The organism is Amycolatopsis bartoniae (assembly GCF_014191255.1).
GTDB lineage: Bacteria > Actinomycetota > Actinomycetes > Mycobacteriales > Pseudonocardiaceae > Amycolatopsis_E > Amycolatopsis_E bartoniae.
On sequence record NZ_JACHWH010000005.1, the window covers coordinates 169,453 to 190,751 of the forward strand.

Annotated in this window: 20 protein-coding genes; 6 read left to right on the plus strand and 14 right to left on the minus strand. The window is 72.0% G+C overall.

Annotated features, from left to right (window positions below; all coding sequences use genetic code 11):
• Positions 1-7: 7 nt before the first annotated feature.
• The 4 genes from FHX82_RS24335 to FHX82_RS24350 form a co-directional block, all read right to left on the minus strand.
• Positions 8-850 carry a carbohydrate ABC transporter permease gene (locus tag FHX82_RS24335; protein WP_145936100.1) on the minus strand — a complete coding sequence of 281 codons (843 nt, stop codon included), beginning with the start codon at positions 848-850 and terminating at the stop codon, positions 8-10.
• Positions 840-1,811: a carbohydrate ABC transporter permease gene (locus tag FHX82_RS24340; protein ID WP_145936099.1), complete on the minus strand. Its 972-nt coding sequence runs from the start codon at positions 1,809-1,811 to the stop codon at positions 840-842. The genes FHX82_RS24335 and FHX82_RS24340 overlap by 11 nt, the downstream gene beginning before the upstream one ends.
• The gene (locus FHX82_RS24345; RefSeq protein WP_183176801.1) at positions 1,808-3,112 is read right to left on the minus strand and encodes an ABC transporter substrate-binding protein; all 1,305 of its coding nucleotides are present in this window, start codon (positions 3,110-3,112) and stop codon (positions 1,808-1,810) included. Before FHX82_RS24345 ends, FHX82_RS24340 begins: the two co-directional genes overlap by 4 nt.
• Before the next feature lie 68 nt (positions 3,113-3,180).
• Positions 3,181-4,191: a LacI family DNA-binding transcriptional regulator gene (locus FHX82_RS24350; protein ID WP_145938047.1), complete on the minus strand. Its 1,011-nt coding sequence runs from the start codon at positions 4,189-4,191 to the stop codon at positions 3,181-3,183.
• A 93-nt stretch (positions 4,192-4,284) separates the two neighbouring features.
• Here FHX82_RS24350 and FHX82_RS24355 point away from each other — a divergent pair, with 93 nt between their 5' ends.
• From FHX82_RS24355 to FHX82_RS24375, 5 genes are read left to right on the plus strand one after another with little or no spacing between them, the layout of a single operon-like run.
• Positions 4,285-6,708: a glycoside hydrolase family 2 protein gene (locus FHX82_RS24355; RefSeq protein ID WP_183176802.1), complete on the plus strand. Its 2,424-nt coding sequence runs from the start codon at positions 4,285-4,287 to the stop codon at positions 6,706-6,708.
• Positions 6,708-8,045 carry a GH1 family beta-glucosidase gene (locus FHX82_RS24360; protein ID WP_145938046.1) on the plus strand — a complete coding sequence of 446 codons (1,338 nt, stop codon included), beginning with the start codon at positions 6,708-6,710 and terminating at the stop codon, positions 8,043-8,045. The genes FHX82_RS24355 and FHX82_RS24360 overlap by 1 nt, the downstream gene beginning before the upstream one ends.
• 38 nt (positions 8,046-8,083) lie before the next feature.
• On the plus strand, positions 8,084-8,662 hold the full coding sequence (locus FHX82_RS24365) for a dihydrofolate reductase family protein (RefSeq protein ID WP_145938045.1): 579 nt from the start codon (positions 8,084-8,086) through the stop codon (positions 8,660-8,662).
• Between the two features lie 32 nt (positions 8,663-8,694).
• A complete protein-coding gene (locus FHX82_RS24370) occupies positions 8,695-9,705 on the plus strand; it encodes a M48 family metallopeptidase (protein ID WP_145938044.1) in 1,011 nt (336 codons plus the stop codon).
• The gene (locus tag FHX82_RS24375) at positions 9,698-10,180 is read left to right on the plus strand and encodes a hypothetical protein (RefSeq protein ID WP_145938043.1); all 483 of its coding nucleotides are present in this window, start codon (positions 9,698-9,700) and stop codon (positions 10,178-10,180) included. The genes FHX82_RS24370 and FHX82_RS24375 overlap by 8 nt, the downstream gene beginning before the upstream one ends.
• Here the strand turns inward: FHX82_RS24375 and FHX82_RS24380 are convergent.
• From FHX82_RS24380 to FHX82_RS24400, 5 genes are read right to left on the minus strand one after another with little or no spacing between them, the layout of a single operon-like run.
• Complete coding sequence (locus FHX82_RS24380; protein ID WP_145938042.1) at positions 10,101-10,442, minus strand: SbtR family transcriptional regulator; 342 nt, start codon at positions 10,440-10,442, stop codon at positions 10,101-10,103. The genes FHX82_RS24375 and FHX82_RS24380 overlap by 80 nt on opposite strands.
• Positions 10,439-10,807, minus strand: coding sequence for a hypothetical protein (locus FHX82_RS24385; RefSeq protein ID WP_183176803.1), 369 nt, complete (start codon positions 10,805-10,807; stop codon positions 10,439-10,441). The genes FHX82_RS24380 and FHX82_RS24385 overlap by 4 nt, the downstream gene beginning before the upstream one ends.
• Before the next feature lie 60 nt (positions 10,808-10,867).
• Positions 10,868-11,770 (minus strand): DUF5829 family protein, encoded by a 903-nt coding sequence (locus tag FHX82_RS24390; RefSeq protein WP_221216487.1) that lies wholly within the window; start codon positions 11,768-11,770, stop codon positions 10,868-10,870.
• Positions 11,771-11,815: 45 nt separating this feature from the next.
• The gene (locus FHX82_RS24395) at positions 11,816-13,111 is read right to left on the minus strand and encodes a phosphotransferase family protein (RefSeq protein WP_145938041.1); all 1,296 of its coding nucleotides are present in this window, start codon (positions 13,109-13,111) and stop codon (positions 11,816-11,818) included.
• Complete coding sequence (locus tag FHX82_RS24400) at positions 13,108-14,361, minus strand: acyl-CoA dehydrogenase family protein (RefSeq protein WP_145938040.1); 1,254 nt, start codon at positions 14,359-14,361, stop codon at positions 13,108-13,110. The genes FHX82_RS24395 and FHX82_RS24400 overlap by 4 nt, the downstream gene beginning before the upstream one ends.
• Positions 14,362-14,409: 48 nt before the next feature.
• Between FHX82_RS24400 and FHX82_RS24405 the strand changes: the two genes are divergently transcribed.
• Positions 14,410-15,177, plus strand: a complete 768-nt coding sequence (locus FHX82_RS24405; protein ID WP_145938039.1) for an SDR family NAD(P)-dependent oxidoreductase — start codon at positions 14,410-14,412, stop codon at positions 15,175-15,177.
• Positions 15,178-15,179: 2 nt separating this feature from the next.
• Here FHX82_RS24405 and FHX82_RS24410 read toward each other — a convergent pair whose 3' ends face one another.
• The 5 genes from FHX82_RS24410 to FHX82_RS24430 form a co-directional block, all read right to left on the minus strand.
• The gene (locus tag FHX82_RS24410; RefSeq protein ID WP_145938038.1) at positions 15,180-16,046 is read right to left on the minus strand and encodes an enoyl-CoA hydratase-related protein; all 867 of its coding nucleotides are present in this window, start codon (positions 16,044-16,046) and stop codon (positions 15,180-15,182) included.
• Positions 16,043-17,110, minus strand: coding sequence for an acyl-CoA dehydrogenase family protein (locus tag FHX82_RS24415; protein ID WP_229880351.1), 1,068 nt, complete (start codon positions 17,108-17,110; stop codon positions 16,043-16,045). Before FHX82_RS24415 ends, FHX82_RS24410 begins: the two co-directional genes overlap by 4 nt.
• Complete coding sequence (locus tag FHX82_RS24420; RefSeq protein WP_145938037.1) at positions 17,103-18,275, minus strand: acyl-CoA dehydrogenase family protein; 1,173 nt, start codon at positions 18,273-18,275, stop codon at positions 17,103-17,105. The genes FHX82_RS24415 and FHX82_RS24420 overlap by 8 nt, the downstream gene beginning before the upstream one ends.
• A gap of 85 nt (positions 18,276-18,360) precedes the next feature.
• Entirely contained in the window at positions 18,361-19,494 is a 1,134-nt protein-coding gene (locus tag FHX82_RS24425; protein ID WP_145938036.1) for an acetyl-CoA C-acyltransferase, read from the minus strand.
• A 127-nt stretch (positions 19,495-19,621) separates the two neighbouring features.
• Positions 19,622-21,247, minus strand: coding sequence for an acyl-CoA synthetase (locus tag FHX82_RS24430; RefSeq protein WP_145938035.1), 1,626 nt, complete (start codon positions 21,245-21,247; stop codon positions 19,622-19,624).
• Positions 21,248-21,299 lie beyond the last annotated feature (52 nt).

Consider the following 21,299-nt stretch of genomic DNA (forward strand, 5'->3'; position numbering starts at 1 on the left):
ACGGATCTCACGCCTTCACCGCTCCCGCGGTCAGGCCCCGCACGAGTGCCTTCTGCAGCAGCAGGAAGCCCACCACCACCGGGACGCTCACCACGAGGGACGCCGCCATCACCTGGTTCCAGTACACGTCGACCTGGGTCGCGTACGCGCGCAGGCCGACGGCGAGCGTGCGGGTCTCGGTCGTGGTCAGCACGGACGCGAACAGCACCTCGGTCCACGCCGTCATGAACGCGTAGATCGTCACCGCCGCGACGCCGGGCAGCGCGGCGGGCAGGACGACCCGCACCAGCGCGCCGATCGGCGTTGCGCCGTCCACGAGCGCGGCCTCGTCCAGCTCGCGCGGGATCGAGTCGAAGTAGCCCACCAGCAGCCAGATCGCGAACGGCAGCGCGAACGTCAGGTACGTGACGATGAGCCCGAACCTGCTGCCGAACAACGACGTGCCCGTCGCGCGGTCGAGGTTGACGTAGATCAGGAACAGTGGCAGCAGGAACAGGACCCCCGGCAGCATCTGGGTCGACAGCACCATGCCGAGGAACCCCGTCCGCGCGCGGAACCGGTACCGGCTCAGCGCGTAGGCGGCCACGATCGCGATCAGCACCGACAGGACGCTCGCACCCAGCGAGATCACGGCGCTGTTCACGAAGTACTGCGCGAGCGGCACCGTCCGCCACATGTCCACGAACGGCTGCAGGGTGAACTTCGACGGCCACACCGTGAAGGCTCCCTGCACGTCGCGCAGCGGTTTCACCGACGACACCAGCATCACGTACAGCGGCACCGCGACGAAGACCGTCAGCACCACGATCACGACGACGCGCACCGCGCGCACGGCAGCGCTATCGCGCATCGGCGTTCCTCCGTCCGGAGACGAACATGTACACCCCGGACACCAGCAGCAGGAACGCCAGCACCAGCACCGACATCGCCGAGCCGAGCCCGAAGTTCCACGTCACGAACGAGGACTGGTAGATGTGCACGGCCAGGATGTCGGCCTGCGCGGGCGCCGCCGCCCCGAAGAGCGTGTAAGGAACCGTGAACTCGTTGAAGCTCCACAGGAACAACACGAGCATCAGCACCCGGTTGACCGGGCGCAGCATCGGCAGCGTCACCCGCCGCAGCTGCTGCCACGCTCCGGCACCGTCCACTTCGGCCACCTCGTACAGCTCCTGCGGAATGCTCTGCAACCCCGCGGTGATGGTGAGGAACGCGTACGGCCACAGCCGCCACACGGTCACCACCACCAGGCTGGCGAAGCTGTTGCCGCCGACGAGCCAGAACGGCCGTTCGTCGAACAACCCCAGCCCGTCCACGAGCACGCGGTTCACCAGCCCGGTGTCCCGCTGCAGCATGAACCGCCACGTGATGACGGCGGCGAAGACCGGCAGCGCGAACGGCACCAGGAACAGGGTCCGCAGGATCCCCCTGCCGGGGAACGGTTTCTGCAGCGCCACCGCGCCGGCCAGGCCGAGCAGCCAGCACACCGCCACGACGACGACCGAGTAGGCGAGGGTCACCAGGAACGAGTGCAGCAGCTGCGCCCCCGCCGGGGAGGCGAGGTTCGCGGCGAGCGCGAAGTTGTCCCCGCCCACGAACGGCGAGCGCGTCCAGTTCCGCAACGTGAACTGGTTGATCTGCTGCACGCTCATCCAGATGCCGACGAGCATCGGGATGACATGCACCGCCAGTTCGGCGACCAGCGCGGGCAGCAGCAGCGCGTAGGGCAGCCAGCGCCGCGAGCCGGAGCGGCGCGGGCGGTGGCCGTGCGGCCGGGCCTGCGTGGCCGGCCGCACGGGTGTCCGTAGGGTCATCCGCCGCTCTTCATCTGCTGGTTGGCCGCCGCGAGCTTGGCCTTGACGGCCGAGTCGTCGACCCGCGTGCCACTCGCGGCCTGCGCGAACAGGTCCTTCACCGCGGTGCCGATCAGGGTCTCGAACTGCGACTCCTGCGGGATCATCGGCATCGACTCCGCCGCGTCCGCCAGCACCTGCCGGAACGTGCCGATGAGCGGCGTCTGGAACTGCGGGTCCTGGTACGCGGCGCTCACCACGGGCAGCGAGCCGAGTTTGGCGTTGAGCGTCTTCTGCTCGTCCACCCCGGTCATGAAGTTGATGAAGCTCAGCGCGCCGTCGAGGTTCTTGCTGCCGGCGAAGGCGGCGATGTTGATCCCCGCGACGTGGCTGGAGACCTTCGCGCCACCGGGCGGGAGCGGGTCCACGACCGGGATCGGCACGACACCGTACTGGCTCTCGTCCATCCCGTCGCCCTTGAGCGGGGTCACCGCGTTGTTCTGGAACATGATCATCGCGGTCTTGCCGCTCGCGAAGTCGCGCATCAGCTCGGTGTTGTTCTCGTGCTCGGCGTCGCTGGGGTTGACCACCCCGCTGGAGAGCAGGTCCACGTACTGCCGCACCCCCGCCACCATCTGCGGGGAGTCGAAGCCCGGCTCGCCGTTCGCGAACAGCTGCGCGCCGTGCTGCCTGCCGAACATGAAGGCGAAGTGCGCGCCCTCGGTGTAGCTGGCGCCCTCCACCCCCATCCCCCATTCACCCTTCGCGGGGTCGGTGAGCTTCTTCGCCGCGTCCAGGAGCTCCTGCCAGGTGGTCGGCGGCTTCAGCCCGGCGTCGGCGAACTTCTTCTTGTTGTAGAACAGCCCGTACGCCAGGCCGTAGAGCGGCACCGCCGCGGGCGGCTGCCCGGCGGCGCCGGTGGCGGCCAGGCTGCTGGCCAGGAACTTCTCCCGGCCCCCGACCTTGGCGAACGTGGCGTCGTCGAACGGCTGCAACGCTCCCGTCGCCTGCAGCGAGGCCGACCACGTGTTGCCGATGTTGAGCACGTCGGGACCGGAGCCGCTGGTGGTCGCCGCGAGTATCCGGTTGAGCAGGTCGGGCCACGCGATGACCTCCAGGTTCACGTGGATACCGGTCTGCTGCTCGAACTTGTCGAGCTCCGGCTGCAGGACCTGCCGGTCCTCGTCCAGGCTGCTCGCCTGGTTGCTGGCCCAGTAGGTGAGGGTCTTCCCGTCCGAGGACGAGGAGCCCGAGCCGCACGCCGTGAGCCCCAGCACGAGCAGCAGGGCGGCCAGTACGGCCGCGGTCTTCGATGACCTCACGTTCGCTCCCGGTGGAGTAGGGACGCTGGTGACGCGAGTCACACGATGGCAATGAACCGGTTAAGTTGTCAATGCCGCACGGCCGTACTTGCCCGGGGAACCAGCACCGGCTGGGTCGTCCGGACATCCGCGGCGGCCTCCCCGGCGAGCACGGACAGCAGCAGCCGGACCGCCTCCTCGCCGTGCTTCGGGATCGGCCTGCTGACCGCCGTCAGCGCGGGACGCACCAGGCGGCAGAGGGCCGAGTCGTCCCACGCGACGATCGAGAGCTGACCAGGCACGGACAGCCCCAGCTCCTGGGCCACGCCCAGCGCGGCGATCGCCATGACGTCGTTGTCGAACACCATCGCGGTGGGCCGCCGCGCCGCGGTCAGCACCCGCCGCACCGCGACGGCCGCCTCCTCGTCGGAGTAGTCGGTGTGCACGGTGCGCGCGTTCAGGTCCAGCGCCGCGGCGGCGGCGTCGAAGGCGGCGGTCCTGGTGCGGGTGTGCACGAAACCGGCGGGCCCGGCGACCCGCACCACGTCGCGGTGGTTCAGCGCGGCGAGGTAGTGCAGCACCTCGGTCATCGCCGCGCCGTCGTCGGTCCACACGCACGGCAGCCGGTCGCCGTCCTCCGGGCGGCCCAGCACCACGGCGGGCAGGCCGAGCTCCGCGAGCAGCGGCACGCGCGGGTCGCCGATCCGCAGGTCGACGATGAGGACGCCGTCGACGCGGCGCTCGGCCCACCAGCGCCGGTAGGTCGCGAGCTCGGCCTCGGGATCGTCGGTGACCTGCAGCAGCAGCGCGAACGGGCCGTCCGCGAGTGCCGTCTCGATGCCGGCGATGAGCTGCATGAAGTACGGCTCGGCGGCGAGCACCCTGGCGGGCCGGTCGACGATGAGGCCGATCGCGCCCGCCCGGCCGTCCGACAGCGCCCTGGCCGCACTGCTGGGCGCCCAGCCGAGGCTCCGCGCGATCTCGAGGATGCGCTCGCGCGTCGACTCGGCCACCCCCGGCCTGCCGTTGAGCGCGTACGAGACCGCCCCCTTCGACACCCCCGCCGCCTTGGCGATGTCGGCGATCGTCGGGCGCTTCATTCCCACCTCTTCCGGTCCTCGCGCGGCTCCTCCCGGGCGAACCCTAGCCGATCACCATTGACTTAACCGGTTAACCTCAGTACACACGAGAGCATGGCTCTGCAGCGGCGCACCCTCCACGACGGCTGGCGGCTGACCCCGGTCGGCGGCTCCGGGCTCGGTGCCGTGCCGCCGGAGGTCGCCGCGGCCCCCGTGCCGGCGACGGTGCCGGGCTGCGTGCACACCGACCTGCTGGCCGCGGGGCTGATCCCCGACCCGTACCTGGACGACAACGAGGCGCGGCTGGCCTGGATCGGCCGGGTGGACTGGCGCTACGAGACGGAGTTCGACCACCAGCCCGGCGAGTCCACTGTGGACCTGGTGTGCGCGGGCCTCGACACCGTGGCGCGGGTGGAGCTCAACGGCACCGAGGTCGGCACGACAGCGAACATGCACCGCACCCACCGGTTCGGCGTCTCGGACCTGCTGACGCCCGGCACCAACCGCCTCGCCGTCACCTTCACCAGCGCACTCGACCACGCCGAGGCGATGCGCGCGCACTACGGCGACCGGCCGCACACCAACGCGCACCCGTACAACCTGGTGCGCAAGATGGCGTGCAACTTCGGCTGGGACTGGGGGCCGGACCTCGTCACCGCGGGCATCTGGCGCCCGCTCGCGCTGGAGTCGTGGCGCCGGGCTCGGCTGGCCTCGGTCCGTCCACTCGCGACGGTCGACGGCGAGACCGGACGGGTGGCGGTGCACGTCGCGCTCCAGCGGGAGGACGCGGATCCCGTGCTGGTCCGGGTGCGATGCGACGGCCAGGAGTTCAAGGCCACGGTGACCGGCGAGTCCACAGTGGTCACCCTGGAGGTGCCGGAACCGCGGCTGTGGTGGCCACGCGGGTACGGTGAGCAGCACCGGTACCCGCTCGAAGTCGTCCTGGCGCAGCCGGACGGCACCGAGCTCGACAGCTGGTCCGGCGCGGTCGGGTTCCGGTCGCTGGCGCTGGACACGAGCCCCGACGAGCACGGCACCTCGTTCCGGTTCGTCGTCAACGGGAAACCCGTGTTCGCCCGGGGTGCCAACTGGATTCCGGACGACTGCTTCCCGCACCGCGTCGACCGCGAGCGCTACGCCCGCCGCTTCGCCCAGGCGACCGCGGCGGGGGTGAACCTGCTGCGCGTGTGGGGCGGCGGGATCTACGAGAGCGACGACTTCTACGACCTCGCCGACGCCCAGGGCATCCTCGTCTGGCAGGACTTCCTGTTCGCCTGCGCGGCCTATCCCGAGGAGGAGCCGCTGCGGGGCGAGGTCGCCGCCGAGGCGCGGGAGGCCGTCACGCGGCTGGCGCCGCATCCGAGTCTCGTGCTCTGGAACGGCAGCAACGAGAACCTCTGGGGGCACGAGGACTGGGGCTGGCGCGAGCGGCTCGGCGACCGGACGTGGGGGCTGGGCTACTACACCGACCTGCTGCCGAAGATCGTCGCCGAGCTGGATCCCACCCGGCCCTACTGCCCCAGCAGCCCCTGGTCGGTCTCCGCCGGCCGCCACCCGAACGATCCGGACCACGGGTGCACGCACGTGTGGGACGTGTGGAACCAGCGCGACTACCTCGGTTACCTCGACTACGCGCCGCGGTTCGCCGCCGAGTTCGGCTTCTGCGGCGCGCCCGCGTTGTCCACGTTGCGCCGTGCGGTCACCGACGAGCCGCTCACCCCGCGGTCTCCCGGCGTGGTGCGGCACAACAAGGCGGCCGACGGCCCGGCGAAGCTCGACCGCCGGCTGGCCGAGCACTTTCCCGTGCCCGCGGAATTTCCCGCGTGGCACTGGGCGACGCAGCTCAACCAGGCCCGGGCGGTCCGCCTCGGCGTCCAGCACTTCCGCGCGCAGGCTCCGCGGTGCGCCGGAACGATCGTGTGGCAGCTCAACGACTGCTGGCCGGTCATCTCCTGGTCCGTTGTGGACGGTGACGGGCGGCTGAAACCGGCCTGGTACGCGCTGCGGGACAGCTACGCCGACCGGCTGGTGACGTTCGGCGAGCGGGACGGCAAGCTCGTGTTGAGCGCGATCAACGACACGGACACGCCGTGGGAGGCTCCGGCCCTGCTGCGGCGGGTTTCCTTCGACGGAAGCGAAGAAGCACAGTCGTCGGAGCTTTCCGTGCCGCCCCGTGGGGTCACGCGGCAGGAGGTTCCTGTCGGAGGTTCCGCCACCGACGTGTTCGTGGCCGACGTTCCGGGCTCTCCCCGTGCGACGTGGTTTTCCGCGCCCGACCTCGAACTCCGGCTGCCGGAGGCGCGCTACTCGGTGGAGTCCCGGACCGTCGCCGAAGGGTGCGAGCTGACGGTCACCGCGGAGAGCCTGCTGGTCGACCTCACGCTGCTCGCGGACCAGGTGTCGGAAAGCGCTGTGCCCGACCGCGCGCTGGTCACGCTGCTGCCCGGGGAGTCCGTCACGTTCGGTGTCCGGGGCGCCCCGTCCGCCGACTTTTCCGCAGTCCTACACACCGCGAACGAACTCGCCAGGAGGGCCTGATGCGCGCGATGCCGGAGGGGTTCCGCTGGGGGGTGGCCACGGCCGCCTACCAGATCGAGGGCTCCGTCTCCGCCGACGGCCGGGGACCGTCCATCTGGGACACGTTCAGCGCCACGCCGGGCGCGGTCCGGCACGGGGACACCGGGGCCATCGCGTGCGACCACTACCGGCGCTGGAAGCAGGACTTCGCCCTGCTGTCCGAGCTGGGCGTGTCGGCGTACCGGTTCTCCCTGGCGTGGCCGCGGATCCTGCCCGAGGGCACGGGCCAGGTCAACCAGTCCGGTCTGGACCACTACCGCAGGCTCGTCGACGACCTGCTCGCGCGGGGCATCGAGCCGGTCGTCACGCTCTACCACTGGGACCTGCCGCAGGCGTTGCAGGACCGGGGTGGCTGGACGAACCGCGCGACGATCGACGCGTTCGCCCGCTACGCCGAGGTGGTGGCGGAGGCGCTCGGCGACCGGGTGCCGCGGTGGATCACACTGAACGAGCCGTGGGTGTCGTCGTTCGTCGGCTACGGCAGCGGGCGCCACGCGCCGGGAATCGCCGACGGGCGCTCCGCGTTGCTCGCCGCGCACCACCTGCTGTGCGCGCACGGCGCGGCGGTGCCGGTGCTGCGCGAAACGAGCGGGCAGGTCGGCGTCACCGTGAACCTCTCCCCCGTGCGGCCCGTGACGCCGGAGGACGCCGACGCGGCCCGGCGGGTGGACGGGTGCCAGAACCGCTGGTTCCTGGACCCGCTGCTGGCCGGGCGGTATCCGGAGGACATGATCGAGTGGTACGGGTTCGCGGACGCCGAGCCGGGTGACCTGGAGTCGATCGCCGCGCCGCTGGACTTCCTGGGGGTCAACTACTACACGCGCACGTGGGTGGCCTCGGGCGACCGCGACGTGCCGCACCCGGTGCACCCGAGCCTCGACGCGCACCAGGTCCTGCCCGAGAAGCTGCCCCGCACGCTGATGGGCTGGACGATCGAGCCGGACGGCCTGCGTGAGCTGCTGGTGCGGCTGCGCACCGACTACCCGGGGCTGCCGCCGGTGCTGATCACGGAGAACGGCGCGGCGTTCGACGACTACGTCGACCCGGAGGGCGGGGTGGACGACGAGGAGCGGATCGCGTTCCTGGCCGGCCACCTGTCCGCGCTGGCGGACGCGATCGACGCGGGCGTGGACGTGCGGGGGTACTTCTGCTGGTCACTGCTGGACAACTTCGAGTGGGCGGAGGGCTACGGCCGCCGGTTCGGCCTGTACCACGTGGACTACGCGACGCAGCACCGCCTGGCCAAGGCGAGCGCCCGCTGGTACGCGGACGTCGTGAAGCGCAACGGGCTGCCGTAGGGCGATGAGTTCCGGCCGCCGCCGGGGTCTGCACCTGTATGACCGTTACCTACACCTTCGACGTCTTCTCCAGTCTCGACGGCTTCGGCGCCGCCACCGGGGACTGGACCGGTTACTGGGGCAAGCAGGGGCCCGAGCTGCTCGAACACCGCCTCGCGCTGTACCGCGAGGAGCAGCGAATGGTCTTCGGCGCCACGACTTTCCGCGCGTTCACGCAGATGCTGGCCGCGAGCACCGAAGGGGACGACGTGCGCGACCCCTGGGTCACCCGGATGCGGCACCTGCCCACCACGGTCGTGTCGAACACGCTGAAGGAACCCCTCGACTGGCCCGACGCGACCGTCCTGCCCGGGGACGCCGTCGAGGTCGTCGCCCGGCTCAAGGAGGAGTCCGGCGTGCCCCTGCGCTCGCACGGCAGCCTGTCGCTGAACCGGGCGCTCATGGCCGCCGGGCTGGTCGACCGCGTCCAGGTGACGCTCTTCCCCGTGATCACCGGGCGGACCGGCGCGGACCGGATCTTCGAGAACGCCGCCGACTTCGACCTCGAACTCCTCGAAAACCGGACGCTGGACGGCCGCATCCAGGAGCTCGTCTACCGCCCCACGCTGCACGGCTGAAACACTTCCGGCGCCGCGGCGATCACACTGGAGTGACTGACGAGATCACGCGTGCCCTGGTGCGCCTGCCCGGGATCAGCCCGCGGGCCTACGAACACCCCGTCGACCGCGGGGCGCTCGCGACCCTGCGCGCGGTGCCCGGGTTCGCGCAGGTGCTGCGGACCGTGGCGGGGGCGTTCAGCGAGCGCGGCGAGCGGCTGATGGCGCTCGCGTCGGCGATCCGCGTCGGGCCGCGGCAGTACCCCGGGCTGGACCGGCTGCGCCACGAGTGCGCCGAAGTGCTGGATCTGGACCGCGTGCCGAACCTGTTCGTGGCGCGTGATCCCGACGTCACCGCGATGGCGATCGGCATGGACGAGCCGTTCCTCGTCCTCTCCAGCGGCGCCGTCGACCTCCTCGACGCCGACGGGCTGCGGTTCGTGATCGGGCACGAGATGGGGCACGTGCTGTCCGGGCACGCCGTCTACCGCACGATGATGCTGCGCCTCCTGCAGCTGCAGCTGTCCATGGCGTGGCTGCCGGTGGGCGCGCTCGGGCTGCGGGTGATCCTCGCGGCGCTGCGCGAGTGGTTCCGCAAGGCCGAACTGTCGTGCGACCGCGCGGGCCTGCTGTGCGGGCAGGACCCCGCCGCGGCGCTGCGCGTGCACGTCCTGCTGGCGGGCGGCACCGATCCGGCGCGGGTGGACATCCGGTCGTTCCTGGAGCAGGCGGCCGAGTACGAGTCCGTCGAGGACGTGCGGGACAGCCTGCACAAGCTGCGGCACGTCGAGGGCATGACCCACCCGTTCGCGGTCGTCCGCGCCGCACAGCTGCAGCGGTGGGCCGCGGACGAGGAGTACCGCGCGATCCTCGCCGGCGAGTACCCGAGGCGCGAGGACGACCAGCCGGCGAGCGACTGGAGCGAGGACCTGAAAGCCGCCGCCCGCTCCTACAAGGAGGCGCTCGCGACGTCGGCGGACCCGCTGGCGAAGGTGTTCAGCGAGGTCGGGGAAGCCGTCTCCGGCGCGGCGGGCAAGGTGTGGAGCCGGTTCTCCGGTGAGTGAAACCGTGCTGTGGCAAGGGAAGTCGCCGCAACGCCTCGGCTCGCGGCGGCAGTACCTCACGGATCTGGGCGCGCTCGTGCTCGGCATCGGGCTGACGGCGTTGCTCATGGCCCTGCTGGGCAAGCTGGACCAGCTGCCGTACTACGCGGTGGGCCTGACCGCTTTCCTCGCCCTCTCGCTGGTGCCGCGCGTGCTGCTGACGCGAAACCAGCTGATGACCGGCGACTACACCATCACCGACCGCCGCATCCTCGTCGAGGACCGTGTCTGGGGCATTCCCGTCCGGCGCGACGAGCTGCTCTCGGAGCTGAAGACGCCGGAGCTGCTCGACGGCTCGGTGGCCTTCGGTGACCCGAAGAGCGGCGCCGTCGCCGGGACGCGGCAGGACGGCGTGGTCATCCCGCCGCTCGTCCTGTGGCACGTGCCGGAGCCGGAGCGCGTGCTGGAGATCGTGCGCCGGGCTCAGCAGGGGTGAGCCCGGCCAGCACCAGGTTCACCAGCCGCCGCATCACGGGGCGCGACCGCGTGCGCAACGACGCGATGGCCAGCAGGCCCACGTGGACGTCTTCCGCCGTCACGTCCTGACGGATCGCCCCCGCGCGGCGGGCGTGCTCGACCAGGCGGTCCAGCCCCCGCGCGTGCGCCCTCCGCTGGTCGGCGAACGCCTCGCCGCCGCCGAAGAGCACCTCGTGCAGCCCGCGGTCGCTCAGCTGCCACTGCGCGAACCGCGTGATCACGCGGCGCAGCGCCCGGCCCGCGTCGGGGTCGGCCAGCGGTGTCGCCGGTGGACACCGGGCTGCGGTCCGGCGCCACTCCCGCCGCGCAACACCTCGCCCTGCCGCACGTTCCCGGGGTGGACGCGGCGGGCACGATCGACGAGCTCGGCGACCAGGGCGTTGGACGCGCTCGCTGTCACCGACGGGATGACCTTGCTCGCCGACGGTGCCGCGGGTGGTGTCGGCAACGTCGCCGTGCAGCTCGCGATCGCCCGTGGCGCAACGGTTTTCGGCCGGGCGCGCGCGGAGAGCCACGACTTCGTCGCCGGGCTCGGCGCCACCCCGGTGGCCGAAGGCGTGCCGGGCCCGAAGCCGCCCGAGCCCACGCCCTGGCGGAAACCGGGCCGCGGCGGGGCAAGATCGCCCTCACCGCGGACCGGTAGCGGTCACCGTCCGTCGAAGGTCCACACCGCCTGCGCGCCCGGGCCGACGACCAGCGTGGAGTGGCCGATCCGCTCCTCGTGCCGGGCCACCGGGGCGTTCAGCACGAACTCGATCCGCCGCAGCCCCACCTGGTCGAGCGGCACCACGTCGAACCGGAGCGTGGTGCCGCCGCCGGAGGCGACGACTCCGCCGGGCACGGTCCGTACCGCGAACCCGCCCGCGCGCAGCAGCGGGACCGTGTCGGCGAGGTCGCCTTCGGTGACGGCGAACCGGACCGCGCCGACGTCCCGCATGAGGTGGTCGCGGTAGGCGTCGGGCAGGTAGCGCTCGCGGCTGACGTCACCGGGATAGCTCGCCGGTTCGGTGTTGCTGCGGGGGTCGGCGAAGTACTCCGGCCGGTACTCCATCGCCCAGGCGTCGAAGGCGTCGTACTGCTCGGTGGTGAGCACGGCGTCGAACCACGGCACCGGCACGCCGTCGCCGAAGTCGCGCGTCTGCTGGAACGGCACGGGTGTCACGCCCTGCGCCGCCAGCCGGTCGGACACCGCGGGCAGATCGCCCGCGTGCTCGGTCGAAACGCCCAGGCCGCCCGCACCGAGGTTCCCGTCCTGTCCCGGCACGTCACCGGCCCCGAACAGCTCCAGGTAGGTCTCGCGGCCCATCAGGTAGCGGCCCGTCCAGGTCTGCCCGCCGGCACCGGTGGTGGTGCGGAGCTGGAAGTTCGCGAACTCCCTCAGGTAGGCGGAGTTCTCGATGGCATCGGCGGTCTCCCGGTCGAGCACTCCGAACGCGTGGTTGAAGAACAACAACTGCCGGCCGTCCTCCGTGGCGCTGCCCGTGGCCGTCCCGGTGAGGACGGTGGCGAGAGCCAGCACGACGACCAGAAACATCCGGCGAAATGTCATGGGGCGAGCGTAGGACGGCAGAAGGGGCGTTCGTGGCGTTTTCGGTCAATCCAGCCGGCGCGGGTTCGCGACGAGCAGCCGGTCGGTGACCGCGGCCCGCACGGCGGGCAGCACGTCCGCCGGCTCCACCTCGCCCGCCCGCAGGGCTCGCGCCAGCTCCGCCTGCGTCGCGAAACCCAGCGCGGCCAGCCTTTCCCGGTGCCGCCGTTCCTGGGCGTCGCCGTGACGCAGCTCCCGTTCGACGATGCCCAGCGCGTTCGCCGCCACCCGCGCCTGGAACCGCAACCGCCCCTCGGTGCCGGGCATGACCTCCGTGCGCAGGAACTCCCCCACCGCCTCGACCAGTTCCGCCGCGCTCGGCCTGCCGTGCAGGTCCGACGCCGCGCCCGCCGCGATCTCGGCGGGAGCGGCGGGAAAACCCAGGGCCTCCAGCAGGTCGTGCTCCTGCTCGCACACCCGCCGCCCGACCGCCGCCAGCTCCACCGACCGGATCCGCCCGCTCAGGTGCCGTTCCGCCTGGTGCAGGCACAGCACCGCCCACCGCAGCGTGCCGAACACCTCCCACCAGTGCAGGGCGGGGGGATCCGGCCGGAACCCCGCCACCTCGGCGTACCCGTCGAGCAGGTCCTTCCGGCTGCCGAACCCGCCCGCCGGGTGCGGTGAGCCGAACCGCCAGGCCTTGACGCACAGCCAGCCCAGGTCCTCCAGCGGGTCGCCGCGGTGCGCCAGCTCCCAGTCGAGCACCGCGGCCAGGCCGTCCGGACCGATGATCAGGTTGCCGGTGCGGAAGTCCCCGTGCACCACGGTATTCCCCGCCGGTTCCGGCCGGTGCTCCCGCAGCCAGCGCAGCCCGATCTCCAGCGACGGGAGGGGACGGCCGATCTCGTCATAAGTGTCCACAAGGGAGTCTAGTGCGTCCACATCGGACAAGCCAGGCACTGGCGGCATGGCGTGGATGCGGGCGGCCACCCGGCCCAGCTCCGCCGCGAGCTTCGGCCGCACGCCCTCGAACTCCGGTTCCCGCAACAGCTTCCGCGGAATCGTCTCGCCGTCGACGTGCTCCGTGATGAGGTACGGCGAGCCGAGCACGGCCGCGTCGGCGGAGAAGTCGACCAGCCGCGGTACCGGGACGCCCGCTTCGCGCGCGACCGCGAGCAACGCGGCCTCCCGGGCCATCTCGCCGGGCCTGCTGTCTCCCGGCGGATCGCGGCGCAGCACCAGCCGCCCGCCCGGTTCGGCGGAGAACGCCCAGGTCTCCCGGCTCGCGCCACCGGTCAGGCGCCGCAGGCCGGAGATCTCCGCGCCCAGCCTGCGCCCCAGCGCCTCCGCCAGCTCGTTCATCGCCTGCCCGGCCCCGCGAACCCGAACAGGTAGCCCGCGATCCTGCGTAGCTGGATCTCCTCGGCGCCCTCGGTGATCCGGTAGCGGCGGTGGTGGCGGTAGATGTGCTCGAACGGCGTGTGCCGCGTGTAACCAAGCCCGCCGTGCACCTGCATCGCGCGGTCGGCGGCGTCGCACACCAGCCGGTTCGCGCGGTAGTTGCACATCGACACCTTGTCGCTGATCAGCAGATGGTCGGTGCGGTCGAGCTCCCACGCCGTCTTGCGCACGAGCGTGCGCACCAGCTCGGCCTCGGTCTGCAGCTCGGCCAGCGGCCACTGGATCGCCTGCCGCTCCGCCAGCGGGCGGCCGAAGGTGACGCGTTCCCGCGCGTAGGCGACGCTGCGGTCGATGCAGTACTGCGCGGCACCGACCCCGGAGGCGGCCTGGCGGATCCGGTTCTCGTGCACGAAGTGCTGCGCCAGCGCCAGTCCCTCGCCGACCTCACCGAACACCGCGGCCGCGGGCACGCGGACGTCGCGCAGCGTCACCTCGGCGTGGTCGGTGGGCATGGTGAAGGTCCACCAGTGGAAGTCGACCGAGAACCCCGGCGAGTCGGTCGGCACGATGAACGCCGTGATCCCGTGCGGGTCCCCGCCGTCGCCCGAGGTGCGGGCGAAGATCACGTCGTGCGTCGCGGAGTGCAGGCCGGAGTTGAACCGCTTGGCGCCGTTGAGGATCCAGCTGTCGCCGTCGGGCACCGCGGTCGTCTCCAGCCACGTCGCGTCGCTGCCGTGGTCGGGTTCGGTGAGCCCGAACGCGACCCGCCTGCGGCGCGTGATCATGCCCTCGACGAACTCCTCCCGCTGCTCGGGCGTGCCGAACGCGAGAAACATGTGGACGAACGGGAAGTTGCCCACCACCGAGGACTCGTTCTGCAGATCGTTGTGCAGGCCAAGGCCCTTCGCCGCGAGGTGCTCGCGGATCACCGCCATGTCGAGGTTGCCGCCGTCGCGGCCACCGGCCTCCTCCGGCAGCCCGTAGCGCAGCCAGCCCGCGCGGTCGGCACGCGTGAACATCTCCTCCAGCAACGCTTCCCAGTCCTCGCTGGGCGTGCCACCGCCCTCGAAGTCGGTGCGCGCGAACTCGCGACGGTGGTCGAAGAAGCGCTCGTTGTCGTCCTGCCGTTGCAGCGGCCAGATCTCGTCCTCCAGGAACTGGTCCAGCTCGGCCAGCAGCTGCCGCAGCGCCGTGGGCAACTCGAAGTCCATGGGCACTCTCCTTGCGCGGGAACCGGAAACTCAGGCACTATCGGCGAAATGACGAACCCGTTCGACCTCACGGGGCACGCGTCGGTGGTCACCGGCGGCAACTCGGGCATCGGCCTGGCCATGGCGCACGCGCTCGCGGCCGCCGGGGCCGATGTCGCCGTGTGGGGCACCAACGCCGAGCGCAACGACCAGGCCGCCGCCGAGCTCGCCCGCCACGGCACGAAGGTGCTCGCGGTGCGCTGCGACGTCGGCGACGAGGACGAAGTGGACGCTGCGCTGACACAGAGTGCGGAGTCCTTGGGGCGCCTGGATTCCTGCTTCGTCAACGCCGGGGTCGCCGGGGTGTCCGCCCGGTTCACCGAGACGTCGCTGGCGGAGTTCCGCCGCGTCACCCGGGTCGACCTCGACGGCGCGTTCCTCACGCTGCGCGCCGCGGCCCGGCGGATGCTGGAGCAGGGCACGGGCGGCAGCCTGGTCGGCACGGCGAGCGTGGCGGCGGTGCAGGGCCAGCCGCGCGGGCAGGCCTACGCCGCGAGCAAGGCCGGGCTGATCGCGATGATCCGGTCGATCTCGGTCGAGCTGGCCCGGCACGGCATCCGCGCCAACGCCATCGTGCCCGGCTGGGTCCACACGCCACTGGCCGCGCCGGCGCTGGACTCCGAGGGTTTCCAGCGCCGGGTGCTGCCGCGGATGCCGGTGGGCCGCTGGGGCCGCCCGGACGACTTCGGCGCGCTCGCGGTGTACCTGGCGAGCCCGGCCGGCGCGTTCCACACCGGCGACAGCATCACCGTCGACGGCGGCTACCTGAACTTCTGACCTCACGGCTCGCCGGGGAACGGGGGCACGCCCTCGGGGTAGTCGCTCCCGGCCCGGCCCGGGAACTGCGCCGGGCGCTTCTCCAGGAAGGCCAGCACCCCTTCCCTCGCGTCCTTGCCCGCGCCCAGCTGCAGCAACGCTCGTGAGTCCGCGCGGTGGGCGTCCCACGGCGTGGCCGAGCCGAGCATCCCCCACAGCAGCTGCCGGGACACCGCGACGGAGACCGCCGACGTGTTGTCCGCGATCTCCCGCGCGATCGCCCGTGCCGCGGGGAGCAGCTCGTCCGGCGGCACCACTCGCGACACGAGCCCGCCGGCGCGGGCTTCGGCGGCGTCGAACACGCGGCCGGTGGCGACCCACTCCATCGCCTGCGAGATGCCGACGATCCGCGGCAGGAACCACGTCGAGGCGGCTTCGGGCAGGATGCCGCGCCGGGCGAAGACGAACCCGAACTTCGCGCTCTCACTGGCGATGCGAATGTCCATGGGCAGGGTCATCGTGACGCCGACGCCGACCGCGGGGCCGTTGAACGCCCCGATGACGACCTTCTTGCACGCGGCGATCCGCAGGGCCACCGCGCCTCCGGCGTCCCGCGGCACGCCGTCGATCTCGCCGAAACCTCGCACCTCGCCGACTTCGTCCTTGTCGAACGTGCCCGCCCCCCGTTCGAGGTCCGCGCCCGCGCAGAACCCGCGCCCGGCACCGGTCACGACGACCACGCGCACGGAGTCGTCGGCGTCCGCCTCGCCGAACGCCGCGATCAGCTCGTGCGCCATTTCCAGCGTGAACGCGTTGAGCCGCGCCGGGCGGTTCAACGTGATCGTGGCGATCCCGTCGGCGGCCTCGTAGGTGATCTCCCCGTAGCTCACCGGCGCGACTCCTCCAGCCGGTCCGCGAGGCGGGCCAGCTGCACGTCCTGGCCACCGAACAGCAGCTCGCTGCTCTTGGCCCGCTTGTAGTACAGGTGCGCGTCGTGCTCCCAGGTGTAGCCGATGCCGCCGTGCAGCTGCAGACCGGTGGCCGCCGCCTGGAAGTACGCCGGACCGGTGAACGCCTGGGTAGCCGCGGCGGCGAGCGGCAGCGCGTCCGGGTCGTGGTCGGCGGCCCAGGCGGCGTGGCGCAGCAGGGACTCGGCGCGTTCGCTCGTGCTGTAGAGGTCCGCGAGCGCGTGCTTGACCGCCTGGTAGGAGCCGATTGCGCGGCCGAACTGCACCCGCACCTTGGCGTACTCGACGGTGGTCTCCAGCACCTTCGCGATCCCGCCGACCTGCTCTGCCGCCAGCGCCACGGACGCGAGGTCCCGCACCCTGTCCAGTACCGCGGCGGGATCCGCGGTGTCCACCCGGGACGCGGGAGTCGCGGAGAACTCCAGCTTCGCCTGCCCACGCGTGGAGTCCAATGTGGTCAGTGGCGTGCGGTGCACGTCCCCGGTGACCACGAACCATCCCGAGGCCGTGTACACGACGAAAAGCTCGGCGACGTCACCGGAGAGCACGAACGGCGCCTGCCCGTCCAGCACCCAGCCGCCGTCGCGCTCGGACGCGGTCACCCCCTCGAAGGCCACCGCGCCGATCTTCTCACCGGACGCCAGCGCGGGCAGGAACTCGGTGTCCCCCAACGCCATCAGGGCGTCCACGGCCAGCACCGCGGATGCGAAGAACGGCACCGGCGCGAGTGCGCGGCCCAGCTCCTCCAGCACCACGCACCGTTCGACGTGGCCCGCGCCCGCACCGCCCTGCTCCTCCGGCACGACGAGCCCGGTCAGCCCCAGCTCACCGGCCAGGCGTTGCCACAGCGCGCGGTCGTAGCGTTCTCCACCGTCCACAACGGACCGGACGTCGTTGTGATCGGCGAGCAGCTTCCGCACCGTCGACCGCAGTTGCCGCTGTTCGGTGTCGAGCACCAGCTGCACGATCCCTCTCCTCTCAGCCACGGCGCTGCGTGCCCACCCGCAGCTCGCGGAAGGGCACGTCGCGGTCGACGACGGGTTCGCGGGGCAGGCCGAGGATCCGGTCCCCGATGATGGTGCGCTGGATCTGGTCGGTGCCCCCGGCGATGCTCGCCGACGGCGTCTGGTTGATCGCCAGCGCCAGCTCGTTCGCGGCCACGTCGCTGGGGTCCCAGGCCGTCGCGTGCGGCCCGGAGATCAACCCCGCCACCGCCACGGCCTGCTGCATCAGCTGCGCACCGGCGAGCTTGGCGACCGACCCCCGCGCGCCCGGCGGCGAGCCGGCCTCGGCCTCCTGGCGCAGCCGCGCGTTGAACAACGCCAGCGCCCGTTCCGCCGCGTACAGCTTCGCCAGCTCGGCGCGCACCACCGGATCGGTGTCGCGGCCGTACTTGCGGGCCAGCTTGGCGAGGTTCTCGTGCGCCAGCGGGTCGTGGCGCTTGCGGACGAACCCGCCGATCGACACGCGCTCGTGGCCGAGCATGGTGACCGCGGCGAGCCAGCCCTGGCCGACCTGACCGAGCACGGCGTCGGCGGGCACGCGCAGGTTCTCGAAGTACACCTCGTTGAACGGGGCGCGCCCGGTCATGTCCTTCAGTGGCCGGACGGTGACCGCGGGATCGTGCATGTCGATGAGGAACATCGTCAGGCCCTGGTGCTTGGGCACGTCCGGGTCGGTGCGGGCGAGCAGCGCGCCGCGGTCGGCGAGGTGCGCGACCGTCGTCCACACCTTCTGCCCGTTGATGACCCACTCGTCCCCGTCACGCACCGCTTTCGTCTGGAGGCTCGCGACATCGGAACCGGCGCCCGGCTCGGAGAACAGCTGGCACCAGATCTCGTCCCCGCGCAGCAACGGCCGGAGGTACCGCGCCTTCTGCTCGGGCGTGCCGAGGTCGACGATCGTCGGCCCGCACATGCCCATGCCGATGCGGAACACCGAGTTCGGCAGGTCGTAGGAGGCCGACTCCTGGTCGAAGACCTGCTGCTCGGCGCCGGAAAGCCCCTGCCCGCCGAACTCCGCGGGCCAGGTGAGGCCCGCCAGCCCGGCGTCGTACAGCGCGGCCTGGAACCGCTTGGCGGTCTCCAGCTCCTCGCCGTCGGGCACGTTCTCCGCGAGCCACGCGCGGACCTTCTCGCGGAACTCGCTCATGCCGCCTCCTCACCGGACGCGGCAAGCCGCGGCAGTATCACGACGTCGGCGAGCATGGTGCTGGATGGTTCGGTCGCAAGCTCCCTCACGAGAGCAGCTCCAGGATCGTCGCGTTGGCCTGCCCGCCGCCTTCGCACATCGTCTGCAGGCCGTAGCGGATCCCGGCGGCGCGCATCTGGTGCACGAGCGTGGTCATGATCCGCGCGCCGCTCGCGCCGAGCGGGTGCCCGAGCGCGATGGCGCCGCCGTGCGGGTTCAGGGTCTTGGCGTCGGCGCCGGTCTCGGCGAGCCACGCCATCGGCACCGGCGCGAACGCCTCGTTGACCTCGAACACGCCGATGTCGGAGATCGACAGGCCGCTGCGCTTGAGCGCCTTGTGCGTCGCCGGGATGGGCGCGGTCAGCATGATCACCGGGTCGTCGCCCGCGAGCACGGCGGTGTGCACGCGCGCGATCGGCCGCAGGCCCAGCTCGGCGGCCTTCTCGCTGGTGGTCATCAGCAGCGCGGCGGCGCCGTCGCTGATCTGCGAGCTGTTGCCCGCGGTGATCACGCCGTCCTCGCGGAACGCGGGCTTGAGCGCGGCCAGCTTCTCCAGCGAGCCGCCGCGGCGCACGCCCTCGTCGGCGGTCACGCCGGCGAGCGGCAGCAGCTGGTCGTCGAACGCGCCCGCGTCCTGCGCGGCGGCCGCCTTCTCGTGGGAGGCGAGGGAGAACTCGTCGACCTGGGCGCGGGAGAAGCCCCAGCGTTCGACGATCATTTCCGCGCCGATGCCCTGGTTGGGGCGCACGCCGCCGTAGCGGGCCAGCACCTGCTCGCCCAGCGGGTTCGCGCCCTGCGCGGAGAAGCCCATCGGCACGCGGCTCATCGACTCGACACCGCCCGCGACCACCACGTCGTAGTGCCCCGCGACCAGCCCGGCGGCGGCGAAGTGCACGCTCTGCTGCGACGAGCCGCACTGCCGGTCGACGGTCACGCCGGTGACGCTCTCCGGCCAGCCCGCCGCGAGCACCGCGGTGCGGCCGATGTCGCCGGTCTGCTCCCCGGCCTGGCTGACACAGCCCCACACGACGTCGTCGACCTCGGCCGGGTCGATGCCGGTCCGCTCGGCGAGGCCGCGCAGCACGTGCGCCGAGGCGTCCACCGGGTGCACGCCCGACAGGCCGCCGTTGCGCTTGCCCACGGGCGTCCGCACCGCTTCCACGATCACCGCGTCTCGCACGGCTCCTCCTTCATCCGATTGGCTTTTCGAAGCGGCGGAGCCGCTTGCTCCTGCGCTGCCCGCTTGCACCGCCGCGGGTTCTCAGCCGTCTTCTCGCGAGGACAGCGCCGACGTGGTGAATTGGCATTCATGAGGAGGCGATCCCGGAGTGAGAAGGCGGCTGAGGTTCCGCCACCCACACCGTCTCCCCAGTCGTTTCCGAATCGCTTCCCGCCGCGGCGGGGGCCGCGTACCGTTCCTTGAGCCGCCGCTTGACCAGCTTGCCGGTGGGGGTGCGGGGCAGTTCGTCCACGAAGTCGATGCTGCGGGGCACCTTGTAGTGCGCGATCCGCTCGCGCAGGTAGGCGAGCAGCTCCGCCGCCAGCTCGGGGCCTGGGACGGCATCGGGCGCGGGTTGCACGACGGCCTTGACCGACTCCCCCATCTCGGGGTCGGGAATCCCGATCACCGCGACGTCGAGCACCGCGGGGTGCAGCGCGAGCGCGTCCTCGATCTCCTGCGGGTAGATGTTCACCCCGCCGGAGATGATCATGAAGGCCCTGCGGTCGGTGAGGAAGAGAAAGCCGTCCTCGTCGAGGTAGCCGACGTCGCCGATCGTGCACCACGTCGGGTGCTCCGGGTGCTGCGCCTCGCGCGTCTTCTCCGGGTCGCCGTGGTAGCTGAAGGGCACTTCGTCGCGTTCGAAGTAGACGGTCCCCACCTCGCCCGGCGGCAGGACCCTGCCCTCGTCGTCGCAGATGCGGATGACGCCGATCACCGCGCGGCCCACCGTCCCGGGTTTCGCGAGCCACTGGGTGCTGTCGACGAACGTCATCCCGGCGCCCTCGGTGGCGGCGTAGTACTCGTAGAGGACCGGCCCCCACCAGTCGATCATCGCCCGCTTGACCTCGACCGGGCACGGCGCGGCCGCGTGCACGGCGACGCGGTGGCTGGACAGGTCGTACCGGGCACGGACGCCGCCGGGCAGCTTGAGCATCCGCACGAACATCGTCGGCACCCACTGGCTGTGCGTGACCCGATACGTCTCGATCGCGCGCAGCGCCGCCTCGGCGTCGAAGCGCTCCATCATCACCAGCGTGCCGCCCACCCGGTGCACCGCGGCACCGAAGCGCAGCGGCGCGGCGTGGTAGACCGGCGCCGGGGACAGGTACACCATGTCCGGCCCGAACCCGTACATGCCCTGCAGGACGGGGGTGAGCAGGTCGCCCGGCTCGTCCACCCGGTACTCGGGCAGGTCGACCTTGATGCCCTTCGGGCGGCCCGTGGTCCCCGAGGAGTACAGCAGGTCGGCGCCCGAGGGCTGCTCCGCCGGGCGCTCCGGCGAGCCGGTGGCCAGGAAGGCGTCGTAGTCGGCGTAGCCGCCGGTTTCCCCGCCGTAGGCCAGTTTGACCGGCACCCCCGGAAGCAGCCCGGCCACCGCTTCCGCCAGCTCACCGAGCGCGGCGGAGACGACGAGGGCCTTCGCGCCCGAGTCGGTGACGATGTAGGCGACCTCGGCCGGGGACAGGTGGCTGTTCACCGCCGCCAGGTACCGGCCCGACCGCAACGCGGCCCAGTACACCTCGTAGGCGCGAACGGAGTTGTCGGTCAGCAGCGCGACGACGTCCCCGCGGCGGAGGCCCGCGCCGGTCAGGGCGTCCGCCAGCCGGGTGGACCGCTCCTCCAGCTCGCCGTAGGTCAGCCGCTGCCCCGAACCGGCCATGACGACGGCGGGCCTGCCGGGATCGGCGTCCGCGTGGGTACCCGGGTACATGCGGCTCCTCCTCGAACCGTGGACTCCCTTGCGAGAGTGCAAGGTTCCGGCG